This window comes from Enterobacter cloacae complex sp. SHL018, assembly GCF_049237905.1.
GTDB classification, from domain to species: Bacteria; Pseudomonadota; Gammaproteobacteria; order Enterobacterales; family Enterobacteriaceae; genus Enterobacter; species Enterobacter hormaechei_C.
Genome location: NZ_JBMKJE010000002.1, coordinates 96,158 through 120,961, shown reverse-complemented (window position 1 = coordinate 120,961; position 24,804 = coordinate 96,158). Strand labels below are relative to the sequence as shown.

Sequence of the window (24,804 nt, the reverse complement as noted above, 5' to 3'; positions counted from 1 at the left end):
TCTCACAATGAAAGAAAAATGTATTATTTTGAAAGTTTATTGGTGAGGTGAATAATTTTTGGTGGAAAAAAGCACGGATTTGCGTCGGGGAGGTGCGTACCGCTTCCTTGAGGAGTTGGGGATGCTTTACCATACTGGGTTCTTACCGAACTCGTTAAATGGATGCCACATGTTCAAGCGTCGTTATGCAGCGCTGTTGCCTGCGCTTATTCTCCTGTCCGCCTGTAGTAGCAAACCCAAGACCGAAGCCGCTCAGCCAACGGCGGGCGCGCCTTCCGGAGGATTCCTGCTGGAGCCGCAGCACAATATGATGCAGATGGGCGGCGACTTCGCGAATAACCCTGCGGCCGAACAGTTCATCGATAAAATGGTGAGCAAGCACGGTTTTGACCGCCAGCAGCTGCATGCCATTTTGTCTCAGGCGAAGCGTCTGGACTATGTGCTGCGCCTGATGGACAGGCAGGCGCCGACAGCCCAGGTGCCGACCGGGCCAAACGGCGCGTGGCTGCGCTATCGCAAACAGTTTATTACCCCGGACAACGTGCAGAATGGCGTGGTGTTCTGGAATCAGTATGAAGACGCCCTGAACCGTGCGTGGCAGGTCTATGGCGTGCCGCCGGAGATCATCGTCGGTATTATTGGGGTCGAGACCCGCTGGGGACGCATTATGGGTAAAACCCGCATCCTTGATGCGCTGGCGACGCTCTCCTTCAACTACCCGCGCCGCGCCGAGTATTTCTCTTCCGAGCTGGAAACCTTCCTGCTGATGGCGCGAGACGAACAGGACGATCCGCTCGATCTGAAAGGGTCGTTCGCCGGGGCAATGGGCTACGGCCAGTTTATGCCGTCCTCCTATAAGCAGTACGCGGTAGATTTTAACGGGGATGGTCACATCAACCTGTGGGATCCCGAAGACGCCATTGGCAGCGTGGCCAACTACTTCAAAGCGCATGGCTGGACGCCGGGCGGCCAGGTGGCGGTGCAGGCGAACGGCGAGGCGTTTGGTCTGGAAAACGGATTTAAAACCAAATACAGCGTGGCGCAGCTGGCAGCGGCAGGCTTAACGCCGTCGCAGCCGCTGGGCAATGTTGACCAGGTGAGCCTGCTGCGCCTGGATGTCGGAACCGGTTATCAGTACTGGTTCGGGCTGCCGAACTTCTACACCATTACCCGCTACAACCACAGCACGCACTATGCGATGGCGGTGTGGCAGCTGGGGCTGGCGGTGTCTCAGGCGCGTGTGCCGGCAGCGTCACCGTTTAGCCAGTAAGTTACCCTGACGGGTAGGCCGGGTAAGGCAACGCCGCCACCCGGCATGGCTGCATGCACGGTGCGGCCTGATGCCCTCACCCTGACCCTCTCCCACGGGAGAGGGGAATTTTGCAGTAACATTTCGCCACACTCTCATTTCACTCCCACCGTTTACATCTTAACCGGCTTTTATTATTGTTATGTTATAACATTATTTTTGAATTGAGATATCCATGTCCCTGTTTTCTCTCTCATCCCCGGTTCGGCTGCTGCTGGCGCTGGTGCTCATTCTGTTTCTCGGCCTGGCCGTGCGCTGGGCGGTGGCGTTGCCATGATCGTGATGAACGACCTGGTGGCGGGTTACGATCGCCAGCCCGTTACGCGCGCGCTGTCCGGCGTGATTGAACGCGGGAGCATGACCGCTATCGTCGGGGCCAACGGCTGCGGCAAATCCACGCTGCTGAAAACGCTCGCCGGCTTTATTCCGCCCGTCAGCGGTACGTTTCGCTGGCAGGGGAGACGTCCGGTGGTGGGCTGGCTGGCGCAGCGTCACGCGCTGGAGGCGCAATTTCCTCTGACCGTGCAGGACGTGGTGAGTATGGGCTGCTGGCCAGCAATCTCATTGTTTGCCGGTTTTCGTCGGGATACCCGCATGCGCATTGCTGGCGCGCTGGAGCGCGTGGGGCTGGAGTCCATGGCGTTCTCTACCATAGATGAACTTTCCGGCGGCCAGTTTCAGCGCATGCTGTTTGCCCGCGTTTTGGTGCAGCAGGCGCCGCTGGTGATGCTGGATGAGCCTTTCACCGGCGTCGATGAAGCGACCTGCAACGTGCTGATGGATCTGATGCTGGAGATGTATATGCAGGGGCAGACCCTGCTGGCGGTACTGCACGACAGCGAACGCGTCTCGCGTCACTTCCCACAAACGCTGCGGCTGGATGCTGATACGCCGCACTGGAAAACCGAGCGGGTGAGGGTGGCATGATCTGGCATCTCTTCTTCCAGCCGTTTATTGAGTACGGCTTTATGCGGCGCGCGCTGGTGGTTTGCCTGGCGCTCTCCGTCAGCACCACTGCGCTGGGCGTATTTCTTCAACTGCGTCGGATGAGCCTGATGGGGGACGCCCTTTCTCACGCCATTTTGCCGGGTGTCGCGGTGGGCTATCTGCTCAGCGGGATGTCGCTGCTGGCAATGACTGTCGGCGGGTTTATTGCCGGGATCGCCGTTGCGCTGGTGGCCGGGCTGGTCAGCCGCCGCACGCCGCTTAAAGAGGATGCCAGCTTCGCGGGGTTTTACCTGGGCTCGCTGGCGCTGGGCGTCACGCTGGTGTCGCTGCGCGGTTCAAATGTCGATCTGCTTCATCTTCTGTTTGGCTCCATTCTCGCCGTGGATAGCGCGTCAGCCCTGTTCGTGACGGGCGTTTGCATGTTCACGCTCCTCACGCTGGCGATTTTTTATCGGGGGCTGGTCAGCGAAGCGTTTGATACCGCGTGGTTGCAGGTGAACGCGCGCTGGCTGCCCGGGATGTTACACGGTCTGTTTCTGGCGCTGCTGGTGCTCAACCTGGTAGCCGGTTTTCAGGTGCTCGGCACGCTGATGGCCGTCGGGCTGATGATGTTACCCGCCGTGGCGGCACGCTGCTGGGTGCGCACATTGCCAGGGTTACTTTTGATGGCGGGTATCAGCGGTATTTTTTGCGCGTGGCTGGGCTTAAGCCTTTCCTGGGCAGTGAGTCTGCCCGCCGGGCCCTCCATTGTGCTGACCGCCAGCGCATTGTTCTTTATTTCAGTTTTATTTGGCACGCGCAGCAGGCTGGCGGATAGCCTGCGGGCGCTTTTTTAACGCAAGGGGAAACGATGAAACGTACAGGATTAGCCGTGGCGCTCGCGCTCGGCATGATGACGCACGGCGTAATGGCGAAAACGCTTAATGTGGTGACCAGCTTTTCCATCCTGGGAGACATCACGCAGCAGGTTGGCGGCGATCGTGTGAAGGTGACGACGCTGGTGGGGCCGGACGGTGATCCCCATACTTTCGAACCTTCGCCCAAAGACAGCGCGGCGCTGAGTAAAGCTGACGTGGTGGTGGTCAATGGGCTGGGGCTGGAGGGCTGGCTCGACCGTCTGGTGAAAGCCTCCGGATTCAAAGGCCAACTGGTGGTTGCTTCGGACGGCGTGAAAACGCACACGCTGGAAGAGGACGGTAAAACCGTGACCGATCCGCACGCGTGGAACAGCGCGGCGAACGGCGCGCTGTATGCGCAAAATATTCTCTCAGGGCTGGTGAAGGCCGATCCTGAAGATACGGCGGCGCTTGAAGCTACCGGTAAACCCTATATTGCGCAGCTCTCTCAACTGGACGGTTGGGCTAAAAAGCGTTTCAGCGACATCCCACAGGCGAAGCGCAAAGTGCTGACCAGCCACGACGCCTTCGGCTATTTCAGCCGCGCCTACGGCGTGACGTTTATGGCGCCGCAGGGGCTGTCGTCTGAGAGTGAAGCCAGCGCGGCGCAGGTAGCGGAGATCATCAATCAGATTAAAGCTGACGGCGTGAAAACCTGGTTTATGGAAAACCAGCTTGACCCACGCCTGGTGAAGCAGATTGCGACCGCCACGGGCGCCCAGCCGGGTGGTGAACTTTACCCGGAAGCGCTGTCCGCGAAGGGCGGCGTGGCGGACACCTACGTCAAGGCGTTTCGCCACAATGTGGACACCCTCGCTAACAGCATGAAATAAGCGTCTCTCTGGCCGATGCGTCCGCATCGGCTTTTTTCTGAAGCCCCCTCGTAAAACCCGACGCGCATCCCCATATTTGATGAGAAAGTGCTATCTTGTGCTGCATGTTTTTCTAAGGCCTGGAGCGAGAATGACTGACCATGAATTGATGCAGCTAAGCGAAGTGGTGGGGCTGGCGCTGAAACAGCGCGGCGCGACTCTCACGACCGCAGAATCCTGCACCGGCGGCTGGGTGGCGAAAGCAATTACTGATATTGCTGGCAGTTCCGCCTGGTTTGAACGCGGCTTTGTGACCTACAGTAACGAGGCGAAAGCGCAGATGATCGGCGTGCGTGAAGCCACGCTTGAGCAGCATGGCGCGGTCAGCGAGCCGGTGGTGATCGAGATGGCGATTGGCGCGCTGAAAGAGGCGCGCGCAGATTACGCTATCTCCATCAGCGGTATCGCGGGGCCGGACGGCGGCAGCGACGTGAAGCCTGTCGGCACCGTCTGGTTTGGCTTCGCCACCTCAAAAGGTGAAGGGATCACCCGCCGGGAATGCTTCAGCGGCGACCGCGAAAGCGTGCGTCGTCAGGCAACGGAATACGCGTTAAAAACGCTCTGGCAACAATTTCTACAAAATACTTGATACTGTATGACTATACAGTATAATTGCCTCAACAGAACAGAAGTCCATGGTGAAGCGCAGTTGCTTCTCCCGGCATGACAGGAGTAATAATGGCTATCGACGAAAACAAACAGAAAGCGTTGGCGGCAGCACTGGGCCAGATCGAAAAGCAATTCGGTAAAGGCTCCATCATGCGCCTGGGTGAAGACCGTTCCATGGATGTGGAAACTATCTCCACTGGTTCGCTTTCTCTTGATATCGCACTGGGCGCTGGCGGTTTGCCGATGGGCCGTATCGTAGAAATCTACGGTCCGGAATCCTCGGGTAAAACTACCCTGACGTTGCAGGTTGTTGCGGCGGCACAGCGCGAAGGTAAAACCTGTGCGTTTATCGATGCCGAGCACGCGCTGGACCCGGTCTATGCCCGTAAACTGGGCGTTGATATCGACAACCTGCTGTGCTCCCAGCCGGACACCGGCGAGCAGGCACTGGAAATTTGTGACGCGCTGGCGCGCTCAGGTGCGGTTGACGTGATCATCGTCGACTCCGTTGCGGCGCTGACGCCAAAAGCGGAAATTGAAGGTGAAATCGGTGACTCTCACATGGGCCTCGCGGCACGTATGATGAGCCAGGCGATGCGTAAGCTGGCGGGTAACCTGAAGCAGTCCAATACGCTGCTGATCTTCATCAACCAGATCCGTATGAAAATTGGTGTAATGTTCGGTAACCCGGAAACCACCACCGGCGGTAACGCTCTGAAATTCTACGCTTCTGTCCGTCTGGATATCCGCCGTATCGGTGCGGTGAAAGAGGGGGATAACGTAGTCGGTAGCGAAACCCGCGTGAAGGTTGTGAAGAACAAAATCGCAGCACCGTTCAAACAGGCTGAGTTCCAGATCCTCTACGGCGAAGGTATCAACTTCCTCGGCGAGCTGGTTGACCTGGGCGTGAAAGAGAAGCTGATTGAAAAAGCGGGCGCATGGTACAGCTACAACGGTGACAAGATTGGTCAGGGTAAAGCGAATGCTATCTCCTGGCTGAAAGAGAACCCGGCGGCGGCGAAAGAGATTGAGAAGAAGGTGCGTGAACTCCTGCTGAACAACCAGGACTCTAAACCTGATTTCGTGGTCGACGGCGCGGATGCTGAAGAAACCAACGAAGACTTTTAATCCTCTCGGATAAAAATGAAGGGCTGCTGATGCGGCCCTTTTTGCATTTCTGAATCGACAGGTTTTTTATGAGTGAACCGACATCACGCCGACCAGCCTACTCACGCTTGCTGGATCGGGCCGTGCGTATTCTTGCCGTGCGTGACCATAGCGAACAGGAGCTGCGGCGGAAACTGTCAGCGCCCGTCATGAGCAAAAACGGTCCGGAAGACATTGATGCCACCGCGGAAGATTATGACCGCGTGGTTGCCTGGTGCTACGAGCATCACTATCTGGATGACGGCCGTTTTGCCGCTCGCTTTCTTGCCAGCCGTGGTCGTAAAGGCTATGGGCCAGCGCGTATCCGCCAGGAGCTGAACCAGAAAGGGGTAGCCCGTGAATCGATTGAAAAAGCCATGCGCGAAAGTGAAATTGACTGGTGCGAACTGGCGCGTGAGCAGGCGGTACGAAAGTACGGTGAGCCGCTGCCGCGTGAATTTTCAGAAAAAGTTAAAATCCAGCGCTTTTTGCTCTACCGCGGCTTCCTGATGGAAGATATTCAGGATATCTGGCGTAATTTTACCGATTGAACGCATGCGGGATTTTACTTCCCACTAAAGAAAACTTATCTTATTCCCACTTTTTCCAGTAGCTGGTCCGTCCAACTGTTTACAGATACAGATCTGCTGCGACATTTCGTTAGCTTGATTTCAGGATAATTATGAGCAAGAGCACCGCTGAGATCCGTCAGGCGTTTCTCGATTTTTTCCATAGTAAGGGACACCAGGTTGTTGCCAGCAGCTCCCTGGTACCGAACAATGACCCGACTCTGCTGTTTACCAACGCCGGGATGAACCAGTTCAAGGATGTGTTCCTTGGTCTCGACAAGCGTAATTATTCCCGCGCCACAACCTCACAGCGTTGCGTGCGTGCGGGCGGTAAACACAACGATCTGGAAAACGTCGGTTACACCGCGCGCCACCACACCTTCTTCGAAATGCTGGGTAACTTCAGCTTCGGCGACTATTTCAAACACGACGCCATTCAATACGCGTGGGAACTGCTGACCGGTGAAAACTGGTTCAATCTGCCGAAAGAGCGTCTGTGGGTGACCGTGTATGAGACCGATGACGAAGCGTTCGACATCTGGGAAAAAGAAGTGGGTATCCCGCGCGAACGTATCATCCGTATCGGTGACAACAAAGGCGCGCCTTACGCGTCTGATAACTTCTGGCAGATGGGCGACACCGGCCCTTGCGGTCCGTGCACCGAGATCTTCTACGATCATGGCGACCACATCTGGGGTGGCCCTCCGGGAAGCGCGGAAGAAGATGGCGATCGCTACATTGAGATCTGGAACATCGTCTTCATGCAGTTCAACCGTCAGGCCGACGGCACCATGGAGCCGCTGCCAAAACCGTCCGTAGATACCGGTATGGGCCTTGAGCGTATCGCGGCCGTTCTGCAACACGTTAACTCCAACTATGAGATTGACCTGTTCAGCACCCTGATCAAAGCCGTTGCTGAGGTAACGGGCGCAACCGATCTGAGCAACAAATCACTGCGCGTTATCGCAGACCATATTCGTTCCTGTGCGTTCCTGATTGCTGACGGCGTTATCCCGTCGAATGAAAACCGTGGCTATGTGCTGCGTCGTATCATTCGTCGTGCGATCCGCCATGGCAACATGCTGGGCGCGAAGGACACCTTCTTCTATAAACTCGTTGGGCCACTGATTGGCGTGATGGGCTCTGCCGGTGACGAGCTGAAACGCCAGCAGGCGCAGGTTGAACAGGTTCTGAAAACCGAAGAAGAGCAGTTTGCCCGTACGCTGGAACGCGGTCTGGCGCTGCTGGACGACGAGCTGGCGAAACTCAAGGGCGACACGCTGGATGGCGAAACCGCTTTCCGCCTGTACGACACCTACGGCTTCCCGGTTGACCTGACCGCGGACGTTTGCCGCGAGCGCAACATCAAAGTTGACGAAGCAGGCTTTGAAGCCGCAATGGAAGAACAGCGTCGTCGTGCGCGTGAATCCAGCGGTTTTGGCGCGGACTACAACGCGATGATCCGCGTTGATAGCGCGTCTGAATTTAAAGGCTACGAAGAGCTGGCCCTGACCAGCAATGTGACCGCGCTGTTTGTTGACGGTAAAGCCGTAGACAGCATTAGCGCGGGCCAGGAAGCGGTTGTTATCCTGGATAAAACGCCGTTCTATGCGGAATCGGGCGGTCAGGTTGGCGATAAAGGCGAACTGAAAGGCAATGGCTTCAGCTTCAGCGTAAGCGATACCCAGAAATACGGTCAGGCGATTGGTCACCAGGGCAAACTGGTTTCCGGCTCTCTGAAAGTGGGCGAGGGCGTTCAGGCCAACGTTGACGAGGCTCGCCGCGCGCGCATTCGTCTGAACCACTCGGCAACCCACCTGATGCACGCAGCCCTGCGCGAAGTGCTGGGTACGCACGTTGCACAGAAAGGTTCTCTGGTTAATGACAAAGTGCTGCGTTTCGACTTCTCGCATTTTGAAGCGATGAAGCCGTCTGAAATTCGTGCGGTGGAAGACCTGGTGAATGCCCAGATCCGCCGTAACCTGCCAATCGAAACCCACATCATGGATCTCGAGGCAGCGAAGAAGAAAGGTGCGATGGCGCTGTTTGGCGAGAAATATGACGACCGCGTTCGCGTGCTGAGCATGGGCGACTTCTCTACCGAACTGTGTGGCGGTACTCACGCATCCCGCACCGGTGACATCGGCTTGTTCCGCATCGTTTCCGAGTCGGGGACGGCGGCAGGCGTGCGCCGTATTGAGGCGGTGACCGGGGAAGGCGCGATTGCCAGCCTGCATGCGCAGAGCGACCAGCTGCACGAGATCGCGCAGCTGCTGAAAGGCGATAGTCAGAACCTGGGCGAAAAAGTGCGTGTCGCGCTGGATCGTACCCGTCAGCTGGAAAAAGAACTCCAGCAGCTGAAAGAACAGGCTGCGGCGCAGGAGAGCGCAAACCTCTCCAGCAAAGCGGTAGACATTAAGGGCGTCAAACTGCTGGTCAGCGATCTGGCGGGCGTTGAGCCTAAGATGCTGCGTACCATGGTCGACGATCTGAAGAACCAGCTTGGTTCGACGGTTATCGTGCTGGCAACGGTCGCAGAGGGTAAGGTTTCTCTGATTGCGGGCGTCTCTAAGGATGTGACGGATCGTGTTAAAGCAGGGGAACTGATTGGCATGGTCGCCCAGCAGGTGGGTGGCAAAGGTGGCGGTCGTCCGGACATGGCGCAAGCCGGTGGTACGGATGCGGCGGCACTTCCCGCGGCATTAGCCAGCGTTGAAAGCTGGGTAAGCGCGAAACTGTAATAACTACAAAGCACAAGCAGACGCCATAGCGGTAACGTTATGGCGTCTTGCTCACTGCGCTATCGATAACGATAAAGTCAGGTTGAGTTTGTGTATATCGGCTAAACTTACGTTTAACAGAATGTGATGCCGTGACTGCTTACACTTTACGTGTTTGTCATCGCTTACTTTTTGGCGTTATATGATGGATAATGCCGGGATACAAGAGACCCGACTCTTTTAATCTTTCAAGGAGCAAAGAATGCTGATTCTGACTCGTCGAGTTGGTGAGACCCTCATGATTGGGGATGAGGTCACCGTGACAGTTTTAGGGGTAAAGGGTAACCAGGTACGTATTGGTGTTAACGCTCCTAAAGAAGTATCTGTCCACCGTGAAGAGATCTACCAGCGTATCCAGGCTGAAAAATCCCAGCAGTCCAGTTACTGATATTGTCGCGTCTCGCTGTCGGGCGAGACGCAACCCTCCTGCTATTTTTCCTGCATAAAGTTACCGTTCTATTTCAAACGCTTCGTTTTTGACCACTCTCATAATCTTATCTCATCCAAAAGACGCGCTTCTCTCAACACAATTCTGTGAAGATGCCTGCAAAATCCGCTTATAAAACACTCTCTTTGCGGCTTTTACATGCGAATTGCGTGCGAATTGTGCAAACGAAAAAAGCATGTGGAAAATTGTTTGACTTATAAGTCCCAGAAAGTAATATATGCGCCACGCAGCGACGAGAAGCTCTTAACGAGTTGCTCGAAGCACTCGAAAGAGGCGTTGTGTGGTGAGGTGGCCGAGAGGCTGAAGGCGCTCCCCTGCTAAGGGAGTATGCGGTCAAAAGCTGCATCCGGGGTTCGAATCCCCGCCTCACCGCCATTTTGCATCCGTAGCTCAGCTGGATAGAGTACTCGGCTACGAACCGAGCGGTCGGAGGTTCGAATCCTCCCGGATGCACCATCTATTACTTCATATTGCTTTCGAAGTGATATGAATATCGAGCAGTACAGTAGTAAATCCCGATGCATCCGTAGCTCAGCTGGATAGAGTACTCGGCTACGAACCGAGCGGTCGGAGGTTCGAATCCTCCCGGATGCACCATTTACTATTTCTGAAAGCAGTTCCCTGATGCATCCGTAGCTCAGCTGGATAGAGTACTCGGCTACGAACCGAGCGGTCGGAGGTTCGAATCCTCCCGGATGCACCATTTACTGTTTCTAAAAGCATTTCCCCGATGCATCCGTAGCTCAGCTGGATAGAGTACTCGGCTACGAACCGAGCGGTCGGAGGTTCGAATCCTCCCGGATGCACCATATTCTCCCCCTTTGTTTATTCCTTCGACGTTTCGTCAGCAATCACTCTCTCTGTCAGCGACAAAAATCCCCTTTTACGATAAAGTAATGCTTTGTTAATCGTTTAGCGAGAGCACGATGTACGCACAGTATGACGGTTTGATCTTCGACATGGACGGCACCCTCCTGGATACCGAACCCACGCATCGTCAGGCCTGGACCGAAGTCCTGGGCCGTTACGGTATGCGTTTCGATTTACAGGCGATGATTGCCCTCAATGGATCGCCCACCTGGCGTATCGCACAGGCCGTGATTGAGCTGAATCAGGCCGATCTCGACCCGCATCAGCTCGCGCGTGAAAAAACCGACGCCGTAAAAGCCATACTGTTAGACACCGTGCAGCCTTTACCACTCATTGACGTCGTCAAGGAGTGGCACGGGCGTCGTACTATGTCTGTCGGTACGGGCAGCGAGAGCGCGATTGCTGAAGCGCTACTCAACCACCTTGGCCTGCGCCACTATTTTTCTGCCGTCGTTGCCGCCGATCATGTTAAACATCACAAACCCGCACCGGATACCTTCCTGCTCTGTGCAGAATTAATGGGTGTTCCACCTGCAAAATGCGTGGTGTTTGAAGATGCTGATTTTGGCATTCAGGCCGCGCGTGATGCCGGAATGGCGGCGGTGGACGTTCGCTTACTGTGAGTGACGCGCTGTCACTCGCTTCATTATTCGCCAGCAGTTTTTTAAGCTCCACCCTCTTACCGGGGAATTCGGAAGTGGTGCTGGTGGCGATGCTGTTGTCCGGCGTAAGTCAGCCCTGGTTGCTGGTCTTAATAGCAACAATGGGTAATAGCCTTGGAGGGCTGACTAACGTTATTCTTGGACGTTTCTTTCCGCTACGCGAAAAATCTCGCTGGCAGGAAAAGGCAGTCGGCTGGCTAAAACGCTATGGCGCTGCCACGCTGTTATTAAGCTGGATGCCTGTAATAGGCGATTTACTGTGTCTACTGGCGGGATGGATGCGCATTTCCTGGGGACCGGTGCTCTTTTTTTTGTGCCTTGGCAAGGCGTTACGCTATGTTTTACTGGCATGGGTAACACTACAGGGTATGACGTGGTGGCACTAATTGGTGGAATGAATTCGCGACCTTCAATCGTCAACCATTACAATTATGCTGAGTGACAATTTTTTGACAGGCGGGAGGTCAAATTGATCCCGGACGTATCACAGGCGCTGGCCTGGCTGGAAAATCACCCTCAGGCACTGAAGGGGATTCAGCGTGGGCTTGAGCGCGAAACGCTGCGCGTAAATGCGGATGGTAGCTTAGCGACTACGGGACACCCGAAGGCGTTAGGCTCGGCGCTGACACATAAATGGATCACAACCGATTTCGCCGAAGCGCTGCTGGAGTTCATCACGCCAGTAGACGGTGATATTGATCATATGCTGACGATCATGCGCGACGTGCATCGCTTCACCGCCCGCAACCTCGGCGACGAGCGTATGTGGCCGCTCAGCATGCCGTGCTATATCGAGCAGGGGCAGGATATCGAGCTGGCGCAGTACGGCACCTCGAATATTGGTCGGCTGAAAACGCTTTATCGCGAAGGACTGAAAAATCGCTACGGCGCACTGATGCAGACGATCTCTGGCGTGCACTACAATTTCTCTCTGCCGATGGCGTTCTGGCAGGCGAAGTGCGGTGAAACGGATAAAGAAGCGATCTCCGCGGGCTATTTCCGCCTGATCCGCAACTACTACCGTTTTGGCTGGGTTATTCCGTATCTGTTCGGCGCGTCACCGGCCGTCTGTTCTTCGTTCCTGCAAGGGAAACCGACCACGCTGCCGTTCGAGAAGACCGAATGTGGCATGTATTACCTGCCGTATGCGACCTCCCTGCGCCTGAGCGACCTTGGCTATACCAATAAATCGCAAAGTAATCTCGGAATTACGTTTAACGATCTGCACGAATATGTGGCAGGCTTGAAGCGGGCGATAAAAACCCCGTCGGAAGAGTACGAAAAAATCGGCCTCGAAAAAGACGGTAAGCGCCTGCAAATTAACACTAACGTGTTGCAGATTGAAAATGAACTGTATGCGCCGATTCGTCCGAAGCGCGTGACGCGCAGCGGTGAAACGCCGTCGGATGCGCTACAGCGCGGCGGGATCGAATACATTGAAGTGCGCTCGCTGGATATCAACCCGTTCTCACCGATTGGCGTTGACGAACAGCAGGTTCGCTTCCTTGACCTGTTTATGGTCTGGTGCGTACTGGCCGATGCGCCGGAAATGAGTTCCGACGAACTGCTGTGTACCCGTGCCAACTGGAATCGCGTGATTCTGGAAGGGCGCAAGCCGGGTCTGACGTTAGGTATTGGCTGTGAAACGGCTCAGTTCCCACTGTCTAAGGTAGGGAAGGATCTGTTCCATGACCTGAAGCGCGTAGCCCAGACGCTGGACAGCGTGTACGGCGGCGAAGCTTACCAGAAAGTCTGCGACGAACTGGTTGAAAGCTTTGATAACCCGGAACTGACATTCTCAGCACGTATTCTGCGTTCAATGATTGAGCAGGGAATTGGTGGCACAGGGCGTTCACTCTCAGCGGAGTACCGTGAGATGCTGATGCAGGAGCCGTTAGAGATCCTGAGCGAAGCGGATTTTGTGGCAGAGCGTGATGCGTCCGTTGTGCGTCAGAAAGAGGTCGAAGCGGCGGATACGGAGTCGTTTGAGGCGTTTCTGGCGAAGCAGGCCTGAACCAAAAGAAAAAGGCCACATCGCTGTGGCCAAAATATACATCTCTGAATTCAGGGATGATGATAACAAATGCGCGTCTTTCATATACTCAGACGCGCATTCTGTAGAAGAGTTCAGTTTATTTTAAAAAAATCACTATCGGAGGTGACGTATGCCGTTATTAGATAGCTTTACTGTCGACCATACCCGTATGGAAGCACCAGCAGTCCGCGTGGCGAAGACCATGAACACGCCGCACGGCGACACGATCACCGTTTTCGACCTGCGCTTCTGCGTGCCCAATAAAGAAGTGATGCCAGAGAAAGGCATTCACACGCTGGAACACCTGTTCGCCGGATTCATGCGCGACCACCTGAACGGCAACGGCGTGGAGATCATCGATATCTCTCCGATGGGCTGCCGCACCGGTTTCTACATGAGCTTGATTGGTCAGCCTGATGAGAAACGCGTCGCGGATGCGTGGAAAGCGGCGATGGAAGACGTGCTGAAGGTGAAAGAGCAGAACCAGATCCCTGAGCTGAACGTTTACCAGTGCGGCACTTACCAGATGCACTCTCTGGAAGAAGCTCAGGAGATTGCCCGTCATATCATCGAACGTGATGTTCGTGTAAACAGCAATGACGAGCTGGCCCTGCCAAAAGAAAAACTTCAGGAACTGCACATTTAGTATCGTGCCTGTGGATGCCCGGTGGCGCTTCGCTGACCGGGCCTACAATCCTGATGACGACAACCACCACCTTCTCCTTTACCCATCGCCCGCTTGTGCCGTTTTCGCATGATTATGCTCATGGCGACAGCGAGCCGTGGCATCAGCACGACTGCGCGCAGCTCCTGCACAGCCTCACCGGCGTCGTGCGGGTCGATACCGCATCCGGCTGCTGGGTGGTGCCGCCCGGTCGCGGCGTCTGGCTACCTGCGGGTACGCAGCACGCCTTGCGCATCACCGGCAACGTTGCTGCCCGCACGCTGTTTATCGACCCGCTGGCGCGCGCCGATCTCCCGGCGACCTGCCAGATCGTGCAGATCTCGCCCCTGCTGCGCGAGCTGATCCTGACCTCCCTTACGCTTCCTGAATCTTACGCACCCGGAAGCCGCGATGAACGTGTTTATGAGCTGATCCTCGATGAAATTCGCCTCATGCCGGTACTGCCGTTTCACCTGCCCGAGCCGGAAAGCGAAGCGCTGCGCCACCTCTGCCAGCAGATTCGAATGGCCCCGGGAGAAAGCTGGAGCAGCGCCCAGGCCGCAGGTATTGTGGGGATGAGCGAACGCACGCTGAACCGCCATTTTCAGCAGCAGACAGGCCTGAGCTACGGCGAGTGGGTGAGAAGGGCGCGACTGCTGGAAGCCTTAGTGCGGCTGGCGCAGGGCCAGCCGGTATTACGCGTGGCGCTGGATCTGGGGTATGGCAGCCACAGCGCCTTTACGGCAATGTTTCGCCGGGTAATGGGTCTCTCACCCAGCGATTACTTCAGGAACGACTGACCGCGTTAAAAAGCGCCTGAATCGACGCGCGTGCCACGTCGCTGTCGATGCCCACGCCCCAGTGGCTGGTCCCATCCTGGAACAGGCAGCGGATATAGGCCACCGAGCGGCTGTCGCTGCGTTCGCCTAACGTATGTTCGTGATAATCCTTGATCACAAACGGTGCGTTGATCCAGCGGCTTAAGCCGTGAGCGGCGGCGGAGAGCAAACCGTTTCCCTGGCCTTCCAGCTGGCGGGTGCCCCCTTGCGTGGCGACGCTTGCCGTCAGCCGCAGCTGGCCGTCCTGCTGGCTGTCGCTGCGGTACGATTGCAGCGCTAATGGCGGGCTCGCCACCAGGCCGTAGCGGGCGCGGAACAGCTGCCAGAGCGCATTCTGCGTCATCTCTTTTCCATGGTTATCCGTTTCCTGCTGCACGTGCTGGCTAAAATCCTGTTGCAGGGTGCGAGGCAATTTCAGGCCGTGGTTTTGCTCAATAAGCCAGGCGCTTCCGCTTTTTCCTGACTGGCTGTTCACGCGGATCACCGCTTCATAGGTACAGCCAATATCCTGCGGGTCGACGGGCAGATAGGGCATCTCCCAGCGTTCGCCAGGCTTACGGGCATCGAAACCTTTCTTGATGGCATCCTGGTGCGAGCCGGAGAAGGCGGTGTAAGCCAGACGACCCGCCCACGGATGGCGCGGATGGACGGGCAGCTGGTTGCAGGTTTCTACCGTTTCAACCACCCGATTCATATCACTGAAATCCAGATTCGGGCTAATGCCCTGGCTGTAGAGGTTCATCGCCAGCGTCACCAGGCAGACGTTGCCCGTGCGCTCACCGTTACCAAACAGGCAGCCCTCCACGCGGTCAGCCCCGGCCATGACGGCCAGCTCTGCGCTGGCGACGCCGGTACCGCGATCGTTATGCGGGTGCACGCTGATACAGACGTCACTGCGGCGGCTGAAGTGGCGGCAGAAATACTCGATCTGGTCGGCATAGACGTTCGGCGTGCTCACCTCGACGGTAGCGGGCAGGTTGACGATCATCGGACGCGCCGCGCACGGCTGCCAGATCTCCGCCACGGCTTCACAAATCTCCAGCGCAAACTCCGGTTCGGTAAAGCAGAAGGTTTCCGGGGAGTACTCGTACTGCCAGCGGGTGTCAGGGTTCTCTTCACACAGCTGACGAATCAGGCGCGTCGCGCGCGTCGCCAGCTCGACGATTTGCGCTTTCTCCATGCCGAATACCAGACGGCGGAACAGCGGGGCGGTGGCGTTATACAGGTGAACGGTGGCCTGCTTCGCGCCGCGCAGGGAGTCGAAAGTGCGACGGATAAGATCGTCCCGCGCCTGCGTTAACACCTGAATGGTGACGTCATCCGGGATGCGGTTCTCCTCAATCAGCTGACGCACAAAATTGAAGTCCGTCTGCGAGGCGGACGGGAAGGCGACTTCGATTTCTTTAAACCCGCAGCTCAGCAGCAGATCCCAGAATTGCAGCTTGCGCGTGCTGTCCATCGGCTCGGCCAGCGCCTGGTTACCGTCGCGTAAGTCGGTCGAGAGCCAGCGCGGGGCGCGGGTGATAATCTGCTCCGGCCAGCGGCGGTCGGGCAACGAAAGGGTGGGGTAAGGCTGGTATTTTTCGGCGGGTGTGTTCAGCATGGTGCGCTCCTGTTGTCTTTTCACTATCGTGAATCGATTTCAGGCGCGCTGCTTTATCGGAACTGACAATCGCTGTCGCGTTTTGGACAAGGGGGCGATTGTTGCCCGGTGGCGCTGCGCTTACCGGGCCTACGATCGTAGGCCGGGTAAGGCGTAGCCGCCACCCGGCAACCCGTGCACAGGGCTAGTGCGCCCCACCGCCCCCGCTACCGGCCCCAAACGGTGGTTTGGCAAACCACACCAGCCCCAGCAGGACGATGAAGATCCCCGCCGATATCCAGAAAATCTCGTTTGCCGAGATAATCAGCCCCTGGTTGGTGATCTGCTGGGCAAGCCAGCCGGACGCCTGCTGCTCCGTCATCCCCATCCCCTCAAGCTGGCTATACATCTGCTGAGCGTTAGGGTTGAACGGGTTCACCGCTTCGGTGAGTTGAGCATGGTGCATCGATTCCCGGTTGGTCCACAGCGTGGTGGTGATCGAAGTCCCGATGGAGCCCGCCAGCGTACGGGTGAAGTTCGACAGGCTCGATGCCGCCGCCATCCGCTCAGGCGGTAAGCCGGAAAGCGTAATGGTGGTCAGCGGCATAAAGAAGCACGCTACGGCGAAGCCCTGAATAAACTGCGGCCACGCGGAGGCGCCAAAGTCCATTCCCGGTTCAAACGTATACGCGCGCCAGTAGAAGCACACGGCGTACATGATGAAGCTGAACGTCACCAGCCTGCGCATGTCGAGCTTATGGGCGAAACGGCCAATAATCGGCGACAGCAGAACCGGAATTAACCCCACCGGCGCGGAGGCCAGCCCCGCCCAGGTTGCGGTATAGCCGTACACCTCCTGCAACAGCTGCGGCAGCAGAACAATCGCGCCGAAGTAGAGCATATAGGCGAGACTGATACAGAGGCAGCCGATGGTGAAGTTTCGCGATTTAAACAGCGAGAGGTCGACTATCGGATTATCGTCCGTCAGCTCCCAGACAATCAGGAAGCTGATGGCCACCACGGCGACCACCGTCAGCACAATGATTTCCGTAGAGGCAAACCAGTCCAGCTCTTTGCCGCGGTCGAGCATGATTTGCAGGCTGCCGATGCCGACAACCAGCAGTGCCAGCCCGATGCCGTCGATCCGCCGCTGTTCGGTCCGCGTTTCGCGACCACGCAGAGACTGTAGCGTCATCAGCACCACCAGCGCACCGATGGGCACGTTGATGAAGAAGATCCAGCCCCAGTGATAGTTATCGCTGATATAGCCGCCGAGGATTGGCCCGCAAATTGGGGCGACGATCACCGTCATCGACCACAGCGCGAGCGCGATGGAGCGCTTGGCGGGCGGATAGTTGTTCAGCAGCAAACTCTGCGACAGCGGAATCAACGGCCCGGCGACAATCCCCTGGATGACGCGGAAGAAAATCAGCATCGTCAGGCTGCTGGACATGCCGCAGGCCCAGGAGGCCAGCACGAACAGGATCGTCGACCAGAGGAACAGCTTCACTTCACCGACGCGCTTCGCCAGCCAGCCGGTGATGGGAATGGAGATGGCGTTCGCCACCCCGAACGAGGTAATGACCCAGGTCCCCTGGCTCAGCGATGAGCCAAGGTTCCCGGCGATCGTAGGGATCGCCACGTTTGCGATGGTGGAGTCCAGCACCTGCATGAATGTCGCCAGCGACAGCGCAATGGTCATAATGACCAGCTGCGCCCCCTCCAGCGGTTTTTGCGGCTTTTGCTGTTGCATAACGCTCACCTTCGGCTTAACCGGCGTTTGCCTTCACGATGTCATCGATCAGCTTATTGACCGGATCGAGGCTAATTTCACGGGCGTTACTTTCATAAGCTGGCGTACTGCGCACCTGGCTTGCGAGGATCTGACCGTCGCGGTTGGCGGTATCGACCGTCACCAGCGTGGAAAGGCCAATTCGCAGCGGATGGTCTGCCAGCTGCTTAGGCTCCAGCTCGATACGCACAGGCAAGCGCTGTACCACTTTGATCCAGTTGCCGGTGGCGTTCTGTGCAGGCAGCAGGCTGAACGCGCTGCCGGTCCCCATGTCCAGACCGACCACTTTTCCGGTGTACTTGACGTCATCGCCGTAAATATCGCTGACCACGGTCGCGGTCTGGCCGATACGCATATGCGCCAGCTGGGTCTCTTTGAAGTTCGCATCGACCCACAGATTGTTCGCCGGAACGACCGCCATTAGCGGCGTGGTGGTGCTAATCTGCGCCCCAGGCTGTACGGAACGACGGGAAACGTAGCCGGTCATCGGGCTGACGATTTTGGTACGTTGCAGGGCAAGCCATGCGTTACGCACTTCGGTCGCCGCCTGTTTCACCGCTGGCTGGTTTTCCAGAGAGGTACCCAGCACCATCGCCTGATTAGCGTTGTACTGTTGGATCGCCACGTCCAGCTGCGCCTGTGCGCTGGCCACCGCGTCGCGGGCGTGCTGCAACTCTTCACGGCCAATCAGGTTGGCGGTGCCGAGAGGAACACGACGATTGAGGTCGCTCTGCGCCTGAGCCAGGGCCGTTTTCTGCACGTCGATACTGGCCTGAAGCTGCTTGCTGTTGATCATCAGCTGGCGGGTCTGGCGAACGCTGGAGGCCAGCGCCGTCTGTGCTTTTTCAAACGCCTGTTGGGCGTCGGTCGGGTCGAGCGTGACCAGCACATCGCCTTTTTTCACAAAGTCGGTGTTATCAGCCCAGACTTTCGTCACGCTGCCTGACACCTGGGCCATGATTTGAACCTGATTCCCTGCCACGTATGCATCGTCTGTCTCTTCAACATGACGCAAGACTAAAAACCAATAGATCCCATATGCCACGGCAATAATAATAAAGAGCAAGGTCAGCAGAATAAGGGCGCTTTTACGTTTGCCCTTTTTGTTGGCCGGTTGCTGCGGGAGGGTGTTCTCCGCATTTGCGCTCATTGTTGTTCTCCACGATCTTTTTATTTTCACATCGGCTGAGCCGACCTGTTGTCAGAAAGGCCAGCAGTTTCACGTGCTGGCCTGTCAGTTTTTCTTTTTAGCAATCTGGAATGTTGAGCGGATCGTCGCGTTAGCGCAGCGCCTCAAGGATGACGCCGTCTTCATCCATCTGGTCCAGACGGGTGAGCAGCTTGCGAGTAATGTGCTCAAGCTGGTCGCGCTCGGCGGTGCTGAGGGCAGACCAGAGCTGGTGCAGGCAGTTGTGCTGCGGTGGCAGCACTTCGCGCAAGAATTCGTGACCTTTCTCGGTCAGTTGCAGATGCAGGCAGCGGCGATCGTTATCGCTTTCACGGCGTTCAATCCAGCCGCGCTTTTCCAGTTCATCCGCGATACGGGTCGCATTGGTACGGGATGACCCCAGCGCACAGCTCAGTTCCGACGGCTGAATGCTGTGATTTTCCTGAGACTCCAGCGTAATCAACGCCATAAACAACGTCTCGTTAATCCCCTGCGCTTTCAGCATCTTGTTTCGATTTTCCAGCAGCTTACCCTGCATGTGCATGCACAGGCGGGTCAGCAGGATTTCCTGATACGGGAAGTCCTCATGACGACTGGCGCGGAACTTAAGCATTTGTTCAATGGGCGTAAACGAACTATCCATTTTGGGCATAACCTCATTAATTACAGCCGATATAGTAACGACAGTGACAAATAATGTAAATGAATTATTTGTGCGGTTATATCCGCCAAACGTATGTCACCATCAGAAAGCGCCGGGTAAATCCGTGACCCGGTGAGCACAGAGAGCGTGGGGTGTGTACCCGCGAAAGAGGGGATGTGAGGACAGGGGTCTGAACTATTCATGCCGGTAGTAAATATGTCACCCACAGTAAAATTTCTGGGATAAATGATTACCGTTACCTTAACAGATGCAGGCCCCCTTTACACCCCAGGGGGCCCAAAGCAATGTAAAACTTAGTGAATTGCTTCCTGACGGTGATAGCCGCGCCACCATACCAGCAGATTTATCGCCGCGACGATGGCGCCGATGGCGCATACGCCCGTCCAGCCCGCGTGCTGCCAGGCGGAGGCTGAGATTAGCGAGCCCGCCGCGCCGCCGATAAAGTAGCTGGTCATGTACCCGGCCGTCAGACGGTTACGGGCATCCGGCTTCACGCGGTAAATCACGGTCTGGTTGGTGATATGTACACCCTGCACGGTGAGGTCGAGCACCAGAATACCGACAATCAGCGCCAGCACGGAGACGTGTCCGTACCAGATGGCCGCCCAGGAGAGCAGGAGTAAAACCAGCCCTGCGGAGGTGGTCATATGAGATTTGCCTTTGTCGGCCAGCCCACCCGCCGGGCGCGCGCCCAGTGCGCCAGCCGCGCCTGCCAGCCCGAAAAGGCCAATCACGCCTTCTGAGTAGTTAAACGGCGGTGCGGCGAGCAGAAACGCCATCGACGTCCATAAGATGCTGAAGTTAGCGAAGGTGAGACACCCCAGAATGGCGCGCGTGCGCAGGAGTTTATCCCGGGTAAAGAGGCTGAAAACGGAGGCGAGGAGCTGCGGATAGTTCAGGTGATTTTCCTGCTTCACCCTTGGCAGGCCGCGCCACAGGGCCAGCGCCATGATAACCATCAGCACGCTCGCCACCCAGTAAACGGTGCGCCAGCCGCCGAGGCTCGCCAGCAGCCCGGCAACGGTTCGCGCCAGCAGGATGCCCAGCAGCAGGCCGCTCATGATAGTGCCGACCACTTTGCCGCGTTTTTCCGGGGAAGCCAGCGTCGCGGCGAGGGGAACCAGAATTTGCGCCACCACCGAGAACAGCCCCGTCAGCGCGGTACCGATAATCATCATCGTTAACGACTGGCTGCTGGCGGTGATCAACATCCCGCCCGCCGCCAGCAGTGTCATGGAGACGATAAGCATCCGGCGCTCAAACATATCGCCTAATGGCACCAGGAACAGCAGCCCGGCCGCATAGCCGAGCTGTGCGGCGGTGACAATAAACCCGGCGGAGCTGGCTGAAAGATCGAAGGCGCGTGCGATGGTGTCGAGCAGTGGTTGTGCGTAATAGTTGCTGGCGACGGCCAGACCCGTTGCCACGGACATTAAAAGGATGAGTGCGGGGCTAAGCCCTTGAGTTGTTTTTGTCATTAGTTTCAGGAATCGTGAGTTAAGTGATTATTTTTCCGGAAACATAATAACCAATGATGGTGAATGTTGGGGAATTGTTACGTGGTGGATTGTGCGGTTAAGGTTGGGTGCGGTTTGATCCCCTCACCCCGATCCTCTCCCAGGGGGAGAGGGTGGTCATCGTTCCCTCTTCCCCTGGGAGAGGTTAGGGTGAGGGAAAATGTTTTACTTCTGCGCCTCAAGCGCCTCTTTCACCCAGCCATCGAACTGCTGCTGGTGGGCTTTGATCCAGCCATCCACGTGGCCTTTGATATCAGCTTCGGATGATTTACCCGCGTGCATCATCGCGTTCTGGGCGTTAATGTCTGCCAGCGGCAGTTTCATCACCGAGAACAGCTTCGCCGCCGCCGGGTTTTTCTCGGCCCAGGCTTTGTTCGCCACAATATGCATGGTGTTCACCGGGAAGCCATAGTTCATGCCGTTTGGCAGTTTGGTGTCGATATCTTTCTGCTCGCCTGGCAGGGAGGAGAAGGGCACCTGCAACCACACCACGTCTTTGCCCGGCTTCAGCACGTCGCTCACCCAGTACGGCGTCCAGGTGTAGTAGATCACCGGCTTGCCTTCTTTAAAGCGGGCGATGGTGTCGGCCATCATCGCAGAGTAATTGCCGTGGCTCACGTCGACGGTCTTCGCCAGATCGAAGGCTTTGTTCTGGTGGTTAATCACCGCTTCACAGCCCCAGCCCGGCGAGCAGCCCATCATGTCGGCTTTACCGTCACCGTTGGTATCAAACAGTTTTGCGATCTTCGGATCTTTCAGCTGTTCAATATTGGTGATGTGATACTTATCGGCGGTTTTCTTGTCGATCAGATATCCCTGCGCAGCGCCGGTCACAAAGGTGCCTTCGCGGTAGAATTTCTTGTCACCGCCTGCGGCGGCATACATGTCGTCGTGCAGCGGCTGCCAGTTCACGGCGGTAAAGGTGGCATCACCGGAGGCAATGGAGGTATAGCCCACGTTGTAATCCACTTCGCTGGCGGTATTCACCGTATAGCCCAGTTTCTCCAGCGCACGGCTGACAATCTGGGTCTGGAAGGACTCTTCCGAAATGGTGCTCTGCACCGGCTGCACGGTAATGCCTTTGCCCGGCAGGTCAGCGGCAACTGCGCTGGTGGAGACAAGGGTCGCAAACGCTGTGGCAAAAAGTACGTTATGTCGCATCGTTGTTCCTTATTTTGTAAATGGGCGGGTGAGTAACCCGACAGGGCCGGTGGTGTACCAGCGACGGTTGCCGCGACTACGTGAATCACGACCGACAGCCTGGGTCAGGCGGTCAAGAATGATGGCGAGGATCACAATCCCGACGCCGCCGACGGTCGCCAGCCCCATATCGAGACGGCCAATGCCGCGCAGTACCATCTGACCTAACCCGCCAACGGCAATCATCGAGGCGATCACCACCATCGACAGCGCCAGCATCAGCGTCTGGTTAACACCTGCCATAATGGTCGGCATCGCCAGCGGAAGCTGAACCTTAAACAGCATCTGACGCGGGCTGGCGCCGAACGAGCGCGATGCCTCTATCAGATCCGCAGGCACCTGGTTAATGCCCAGAATGGTCAGGCGAATAATCGGTGGCAGGGCGAAGATAATGGTCACGACCACCCCCGGTACGTTACCGATGCCGAACAGCATCACGATAGGCACCAGGTAAACGAACGCTGGCGTGGTCTGCATCGCATCCAGCAGCGGGCGAATAATCTTCGCGGCCCGGGGGCTGCGCGCCAGCCAGATCCCCATCGGCAGGCCGATCACCACGCAGAACAGCAGGGCGGTCAGCACCAGCGCCAGGGTGATCATCGCCTGAGACCACGCGCCAATCGCGCCGATGGCAATCAGGGAGATGAGCGTGGCGATCCCCATACCAGCGCTGCCGAACTGCCATGCGATCAGCGAGAACAGGATAATCGCCACCGGCGCGGGCATGCCCAGCATCAGCTGCTGGAAGCCGTTCAGGATGTAATCCACCGGGATGCGGATCCCCTGGAACACCGGACGGAAGTGGGTAACGACCCAGTCGATCCCCTCCGTTACCCAGCTATCCAGCGGGATCAGCGTCTTGTGGAACGGATCCATAATATTGAAATGCTCTGGGGCAGGCGCTGGTGCGCTGTTGAGCCAGTCTGCCGCGCCGCCGCCATCGGCAGGCGCAGGCGTCGACCCCCACGCATCGGCAGATTGCGCCGCGCTGTCCGCTGCTTCAGTGGTGCCCCATGGGTTTGATTGATCAGCCATTGTTTGTCCCCTCGCGATCTAAAGCCTGTAGCAGCATCCGTTTTGAGATGATGCCAACGTACTGTTGTTCTTCACCGACGACCGGCACGGCGCACGGCGCCTGACCCACGTGAGAGAGCAACTCGCTGAGCGGCGTTTCGGCGTCCACGGCAAGCGGAGCGTCAATCAACGCCGCATCGATTCCCTGGTTTTCGCTCAGGGCGGTTTTCAGGGAGTCGATGGAGACCACGCCGACAAATTTATTGCCGCGTTCAACCAGATAACCGTATTCACGGTCTTCGTCCTGCAACAGCTTCAGCGCGGAGCGCGGGCCAAAACCTGGCGTTTTACGAATAATGCCGTTTGGTGTTCGACGGGCAATATCTTTCGCACTGAATACGTGGCTAATATCCACGCCGCGGAAGAAGGTGCGCACATAATCATTCGCCGGATTATTGAGAATTTCATCCGGTGTGCCGACCTGCACCACTTCACCATTTTGCATAATGGCGATACGGTCGCCAATACGCATGGCTTCATCCAGATCGTGAGAAATAAAAACAATGGTGCGCTGATGTTTGGCCTGTAATTTTACCAGCTCATCCTGCATCTCGGTGCGAATTAAGGGATCGAGCGCTGAGAAGGCTTCGTCCATTAATAAGATGTCCGGATTAATCGCTAATGCGCGCGCTAATCCCACACGCTGACGCATACCGCCGGAGAGTTCATCCGGATACGCATGAGCATAATTTTCCAGCCCGACCTGACGCAGTGCATCAAGGGCTTTTTCCTGACGTTCCTGAGCGGGCGTGCCGGCTAACTCCATGCCAAAGGCGGTATTATCGAGTACCGTCATGTGCGGCATCAGTGCAAATGACTGAAACACCATCGCAATTTTCTTTCTGCGCACCTCACGGAGATCTGCGTCTGATATTCTGGCGATATCCACGCCGTCTATCAGCACCTGTCCGCGGGTGGGTTCAATCAGGCGATTGAGAAGGCGAACCATAGTGGATTTACCCGAACCGGATAATCCCATGATGACAAAAATCTCGCCTTCTTCAATGGCCAGACTGGCGTCTTTAACGCCAAGCGATAGCCCGGTTTTTTCCAGAATTTGCTCTTTCGTAAGGCCTTTCTCAATATATTTGAATGCGCGCTGCGGGTGCTCGCCAAATACTTTATAAAGATTTTTCACTTCTAATTTAATTGCCATGCAA

22 protein-coding genes and 5 tRNA genes are annotated in these 24,804 nt (G+C 56.7%); 19 read left to right on the top strand and 8 right to left on the bottom strand.

Going from position 1 to position 24,804, the window contains the following annotated elements:
* Positions 1–169 precede the first annotated feature (169 nt).
* The 19 genes from mltB to ACOTY5_RS10285 all read left to right on the top strand — a co-directional run bounded on the left by mltB (position 170) and on the right by ACOTY5_RS10285 (position 14,608).
* Positions 170–1,270 carry a lytic murein transglycosylase B gene (gene mltB / locus ACOTY5_RS10375; RefSeq protein WP_015571672.1) on the top strand — a complete coding sequence of 367 codons (1,101 nt, stop codon included), beginning with the start codon at positions 170–172 and terminating at the stop codon, positions 1,268–1,270.
* A 312-nt stretch (positions 1,271–1,582) separates the two neighbouring features.
* Positions 1,583–2,236, top strand: coding sequence for a metal ABC transporter ATP-binding protein (locus ACOTY5_RS10370; protein WP_017382783.1), 654 nt, complete (start codon positions 1,583–1,585; stop codon positions 2,234–2,236).
* Positions 2,233–3,093 carry a metal ABC transporter permease gene (locus ACOTY5_RS10365; protein WP_015571669.1) on the top strand — a complete coding sequence of 287 codons (861 nt, stop codon included), beginning with the start codon at positions 2,233–2,235 and terminating at the stop codon, positions 3,091–3,093. Before ACOTY5_RS10370 ends, ACOTY5_RS10365 begins: the two co-directional genes overlap by 4 nt.
* A 14-nt stretch (positions 3,094–3,107) precedes the next feature.
* Positions 3,108–3,986, top strand: coding sequence for a metal ABC transporter substrate-binding protein (locus ACOTY5_RS10360; RefSeq protein WP_022649141.1), 879 nt, complete (start codon positions 3,108–3,110; stop codon positions 3,984–3,986).
* A gap of 130 nt (positions 3,987–4,116) precedes the next feature.
* On the top strand, positions 4,117–4,614 hold the full coding sequence (gene pncC / locus ACOTY5_RS10355) for a nicotinamide-nucleotide amidase (protein WP_003862172.1): 498 nt from the start codon (positions 4,117–4,119) through the stop codon (positions 4,612–4,614).
* Between the two features lie 89 nt (positions 4,615–4,703).
* The gene (recA, locus tag ACOTY5_RS10350) at positions 4,704–5,762 is read left to right on the top strand and encodes a recombinase RecA (RefSeq protein WP_015571667.1); all 1,059 of its coding nucleotides are present in this window, start codon (positions 4,704–4,706) and stop codon (positions 5,760–5,762) included.
* Between the two features lie 68 nt (positions 5,763–5,830).
* Positions 5,831–6,331 carry a recombination regulator RecX gene (recX, locus tag ACOTY5_RS10345; protein ID WP_017382782.1) on the top strand — a complete coding sequence of 167 codons (501 nt, stop codon included), beginning with the start codon at positions 5,831–5,833 and terminating at the stop codon, positions 6,329–6,331.
* Positions 6,332–6,462: 131 nt separating this feature from the next.
* Positions 6,463–9,090, top strand: a complete 2,628-nt coding sequence (gene alaS / locus ACOTY5_RS10340) for an alanine--tRNA ligase (protein ID WP_015571666.1) — start codon at positions 6,463–6,465, stop codon at positions 9,088–9,090.
* A 241-nt stretch (positions 9,091–9,331) separates the two neighbouring features.
* Positions 9,332–9,517, top strand: coding sequence for a carbon storage regulator CsrA (csrA, locus tag ACOTY5_RS10335; RefSeq protein WP_000906486.1), 186 nt, complete (start codon positions 9,332–9,334; stop codon positions 9,515–9,517).
* Positions 9,518–9,859: 342 nt separating this feature from the next.
* Positions 9,860–9,952 (top strand) — tRNA-Ser (locus ACOTY5_RS10330).
* Between the two features lie 4 nt (positions 9,953–9,956).
* Positions 9,957–10,033 (top strand) — tRNA-Arg (locus tag ACOTY5_RS10325).
* 64 nt (positions 10,034–10,097) lie between these two features.
* Positions 10,098–10,174, top strand: a tRNA-Arg gene (locus ACOTY5_RS10320).
* A gap of 29 nt (positions 10,175–10,203) precedes the next feature.
* Positions 10,204–10,280: transfer RNA gene (locus ACOTY5_RS10315), tRNA-Arg, on the top strand.
* A gap of 29 nt (positions 10,281–10,309) precedes the next feature.
* Positions 10,310–10,386 (top strand) — tRNA-Arg (locus ACOTY5_RS10310).
* 117 nt (positions 10,387–10,503) lie between these two features.
* The gene (gene yqaB / locus ACOTY5_RS10305; protein WP_421631909.1) at positions 10,504–11,070 is read left to right on the top strand and encodes a fructose-1-phosphate/6-phosphogluconate phosphatase; all 567 of its coding nucleotides are present in this window, start codon (positions 10,504–10,506) and stop codon (positions 11,068–11,070) included.
* A complete protein-coding gene (locus ACOTY5_RS10300; RefSeq protein WP_017692791.1) occupies positions 11,067–11,495 on the top strand; it encodes a YqaA family protein in 429 nt (142 codons plus the stop codon). Before yqaB ends, ACOTY5_RS10300 begins: the two co-directional genes overlap by 4 nt.
* A gap of 83 nt (positions 11,496–11,578) precedes the next feature.
* Complete coding sequence (gene gshA, locus ACOTY5_RS10295) at positions 11,579–13,123, top strand: glutamate--cysteine ligase (RefSeq protein WP_032669330.1); 1,545 nt, start codon at positions 11,579–11,581, stop codon at positions 13,121–13,123.
* 151 nt (positions 13,124–13,274) lie between these two features.
* Positions 13,275–13,790 (top strand): S-ribosylhomocysteine lyase, encoded by a 516-nt coding sequence (luxS, locus tag ACOTY5_RS10290; protein WP_017382778.1) that lies wholly within the window; start codon positions 13,275–13,277, stop codon positions 13,788–13,790.
* A 53-nt stretch (positions 13,791–13,843) separates the two neighbouring features.
* The gene (locus ACOTY5_RS10285; RefSeq protein WP_003862181.1) at positions 13,844–14,608 is read left to right on the top strand and encodes an AraC family transcriptional regulator; all 765 of its coding nucleotides are present in this window, start codon (positions 13,844–13,846) and stop codon (positions 14,606–14,608) included.
* On the opposite strand, the gene leuA is transcribed toward ACOTY5_RS10285, so the two are convergent.
* From leuA to proV, 8 genes are all read right to left on the bottom strand, one after another.
* Positions 14,595–16,250, bottom strand: coding sequence for a 2-isopropylmalate synthase (gene leuA / locus ACOTY5_RS10280; protein WP_045141878.1), 1,656 nt, complete (start codon positions 16,248–16,250; stop codon positions 14,595–14,597). The genes ACOTY5_RS10285 and leuA overlap by 14 nt on opposite strands.
* A 184-nt stretch (positions 16,251–16,434) precedes the next feature.
* Positions 16,435–17,982 carry a multidrug efflux MFS transporter permease subunit EmrB gene (emrB, locus tag ACOTY5_RS10275; RefSeq protein WP_006811709.1) on the bottom strand — a complete coding sequence of 516 codons (1,548 nt, stop codon included), beginning with the start codon at positions 17,980–17,982 and terminating at the stop codon, positions 16,435–16,437.
* 16 nt (positions 17,983–17,998) lie between these two features.
* On the bottom strand, positions 17,999–19,171 hold the full coding sequence (gene emrA, locus ACOTY5_RS10270) for a multidrug efflux MFS transporter periplasmic adaptor subunit EmrA (RefSeq protein ID WP_045141879.1): 1,173 nt from the start codon (positions 19,169–19,171) through the stop codon (positions 17,999–18,001).
* Positions 19,172–19,301: 130 nt separating this feature from the next.
* Positions 19,302–19,832: a multidrug efflux transporter EmrAB transcriptional repressor EmrR gene (gene emrR, locus ACOTY5_RS10265; protein WP_017694792.1), complete on the bottom strand. Its 531-nt coding sequence runs from the start codon at positions 19,830–19,832 to the stop codon at positions 19,302–19,304.
* Between the two features lie 314 nt (positions 19,833–20,146).
* Complete coding sequence (locus ACOTY5_RS10260; RefSeq protein ID WP_023304299.1) at positions 20,147–21,331, bottom strand: MFS transporter; 1,185 nt, start codon at positions 21,329–21,331, stop codon at positions 20,147–20,149.
* Positions 21,332–21,535: 204 nt separating this feature from the next.
* Positions 21,536–22,531, bottom strand: a complete 996-nt coding sequence (gene proX, locus ACOTY5_RS10255; protein WP_017382774.1) for a glycine betaine/L-proline ABC transporter substrate-binding protein ProX — start codon at positions 22,529–22,531, stop codon at positions 21,536–21,538.
* Between the two features lie 9 nt (positions 22,532–22,540).
* A complete protein-coding gene (gene proW / locus ACOTY5_RS10250; RefSeq protein WP_015571659.1) occupies positions 22,541–23,605 on the bottom strand; it encodes a glycine betaine/L-proline ABC transporter permease ProW in 1,065 nt (354 codons plus the stop codon).
* Positions 23,598–24,800: a glycine betaine/L-proline ABC transporter ATP-binding protein ProV gene (gene proV / locus ACOTY5_RS10245; protein ID WP_015571658.1), complete on the bottom strand. Its 1,203-nt coding sequence runs from the start codon at positions 24,798–24,800 to the stop codon at positions 23,598–23,600. Before proV ends, proW begins: the two co-directional genes overlap by 8 nt.
* Between the last annotated feature and the right edge of the window lie 4 nt (positions 24,801–24,804).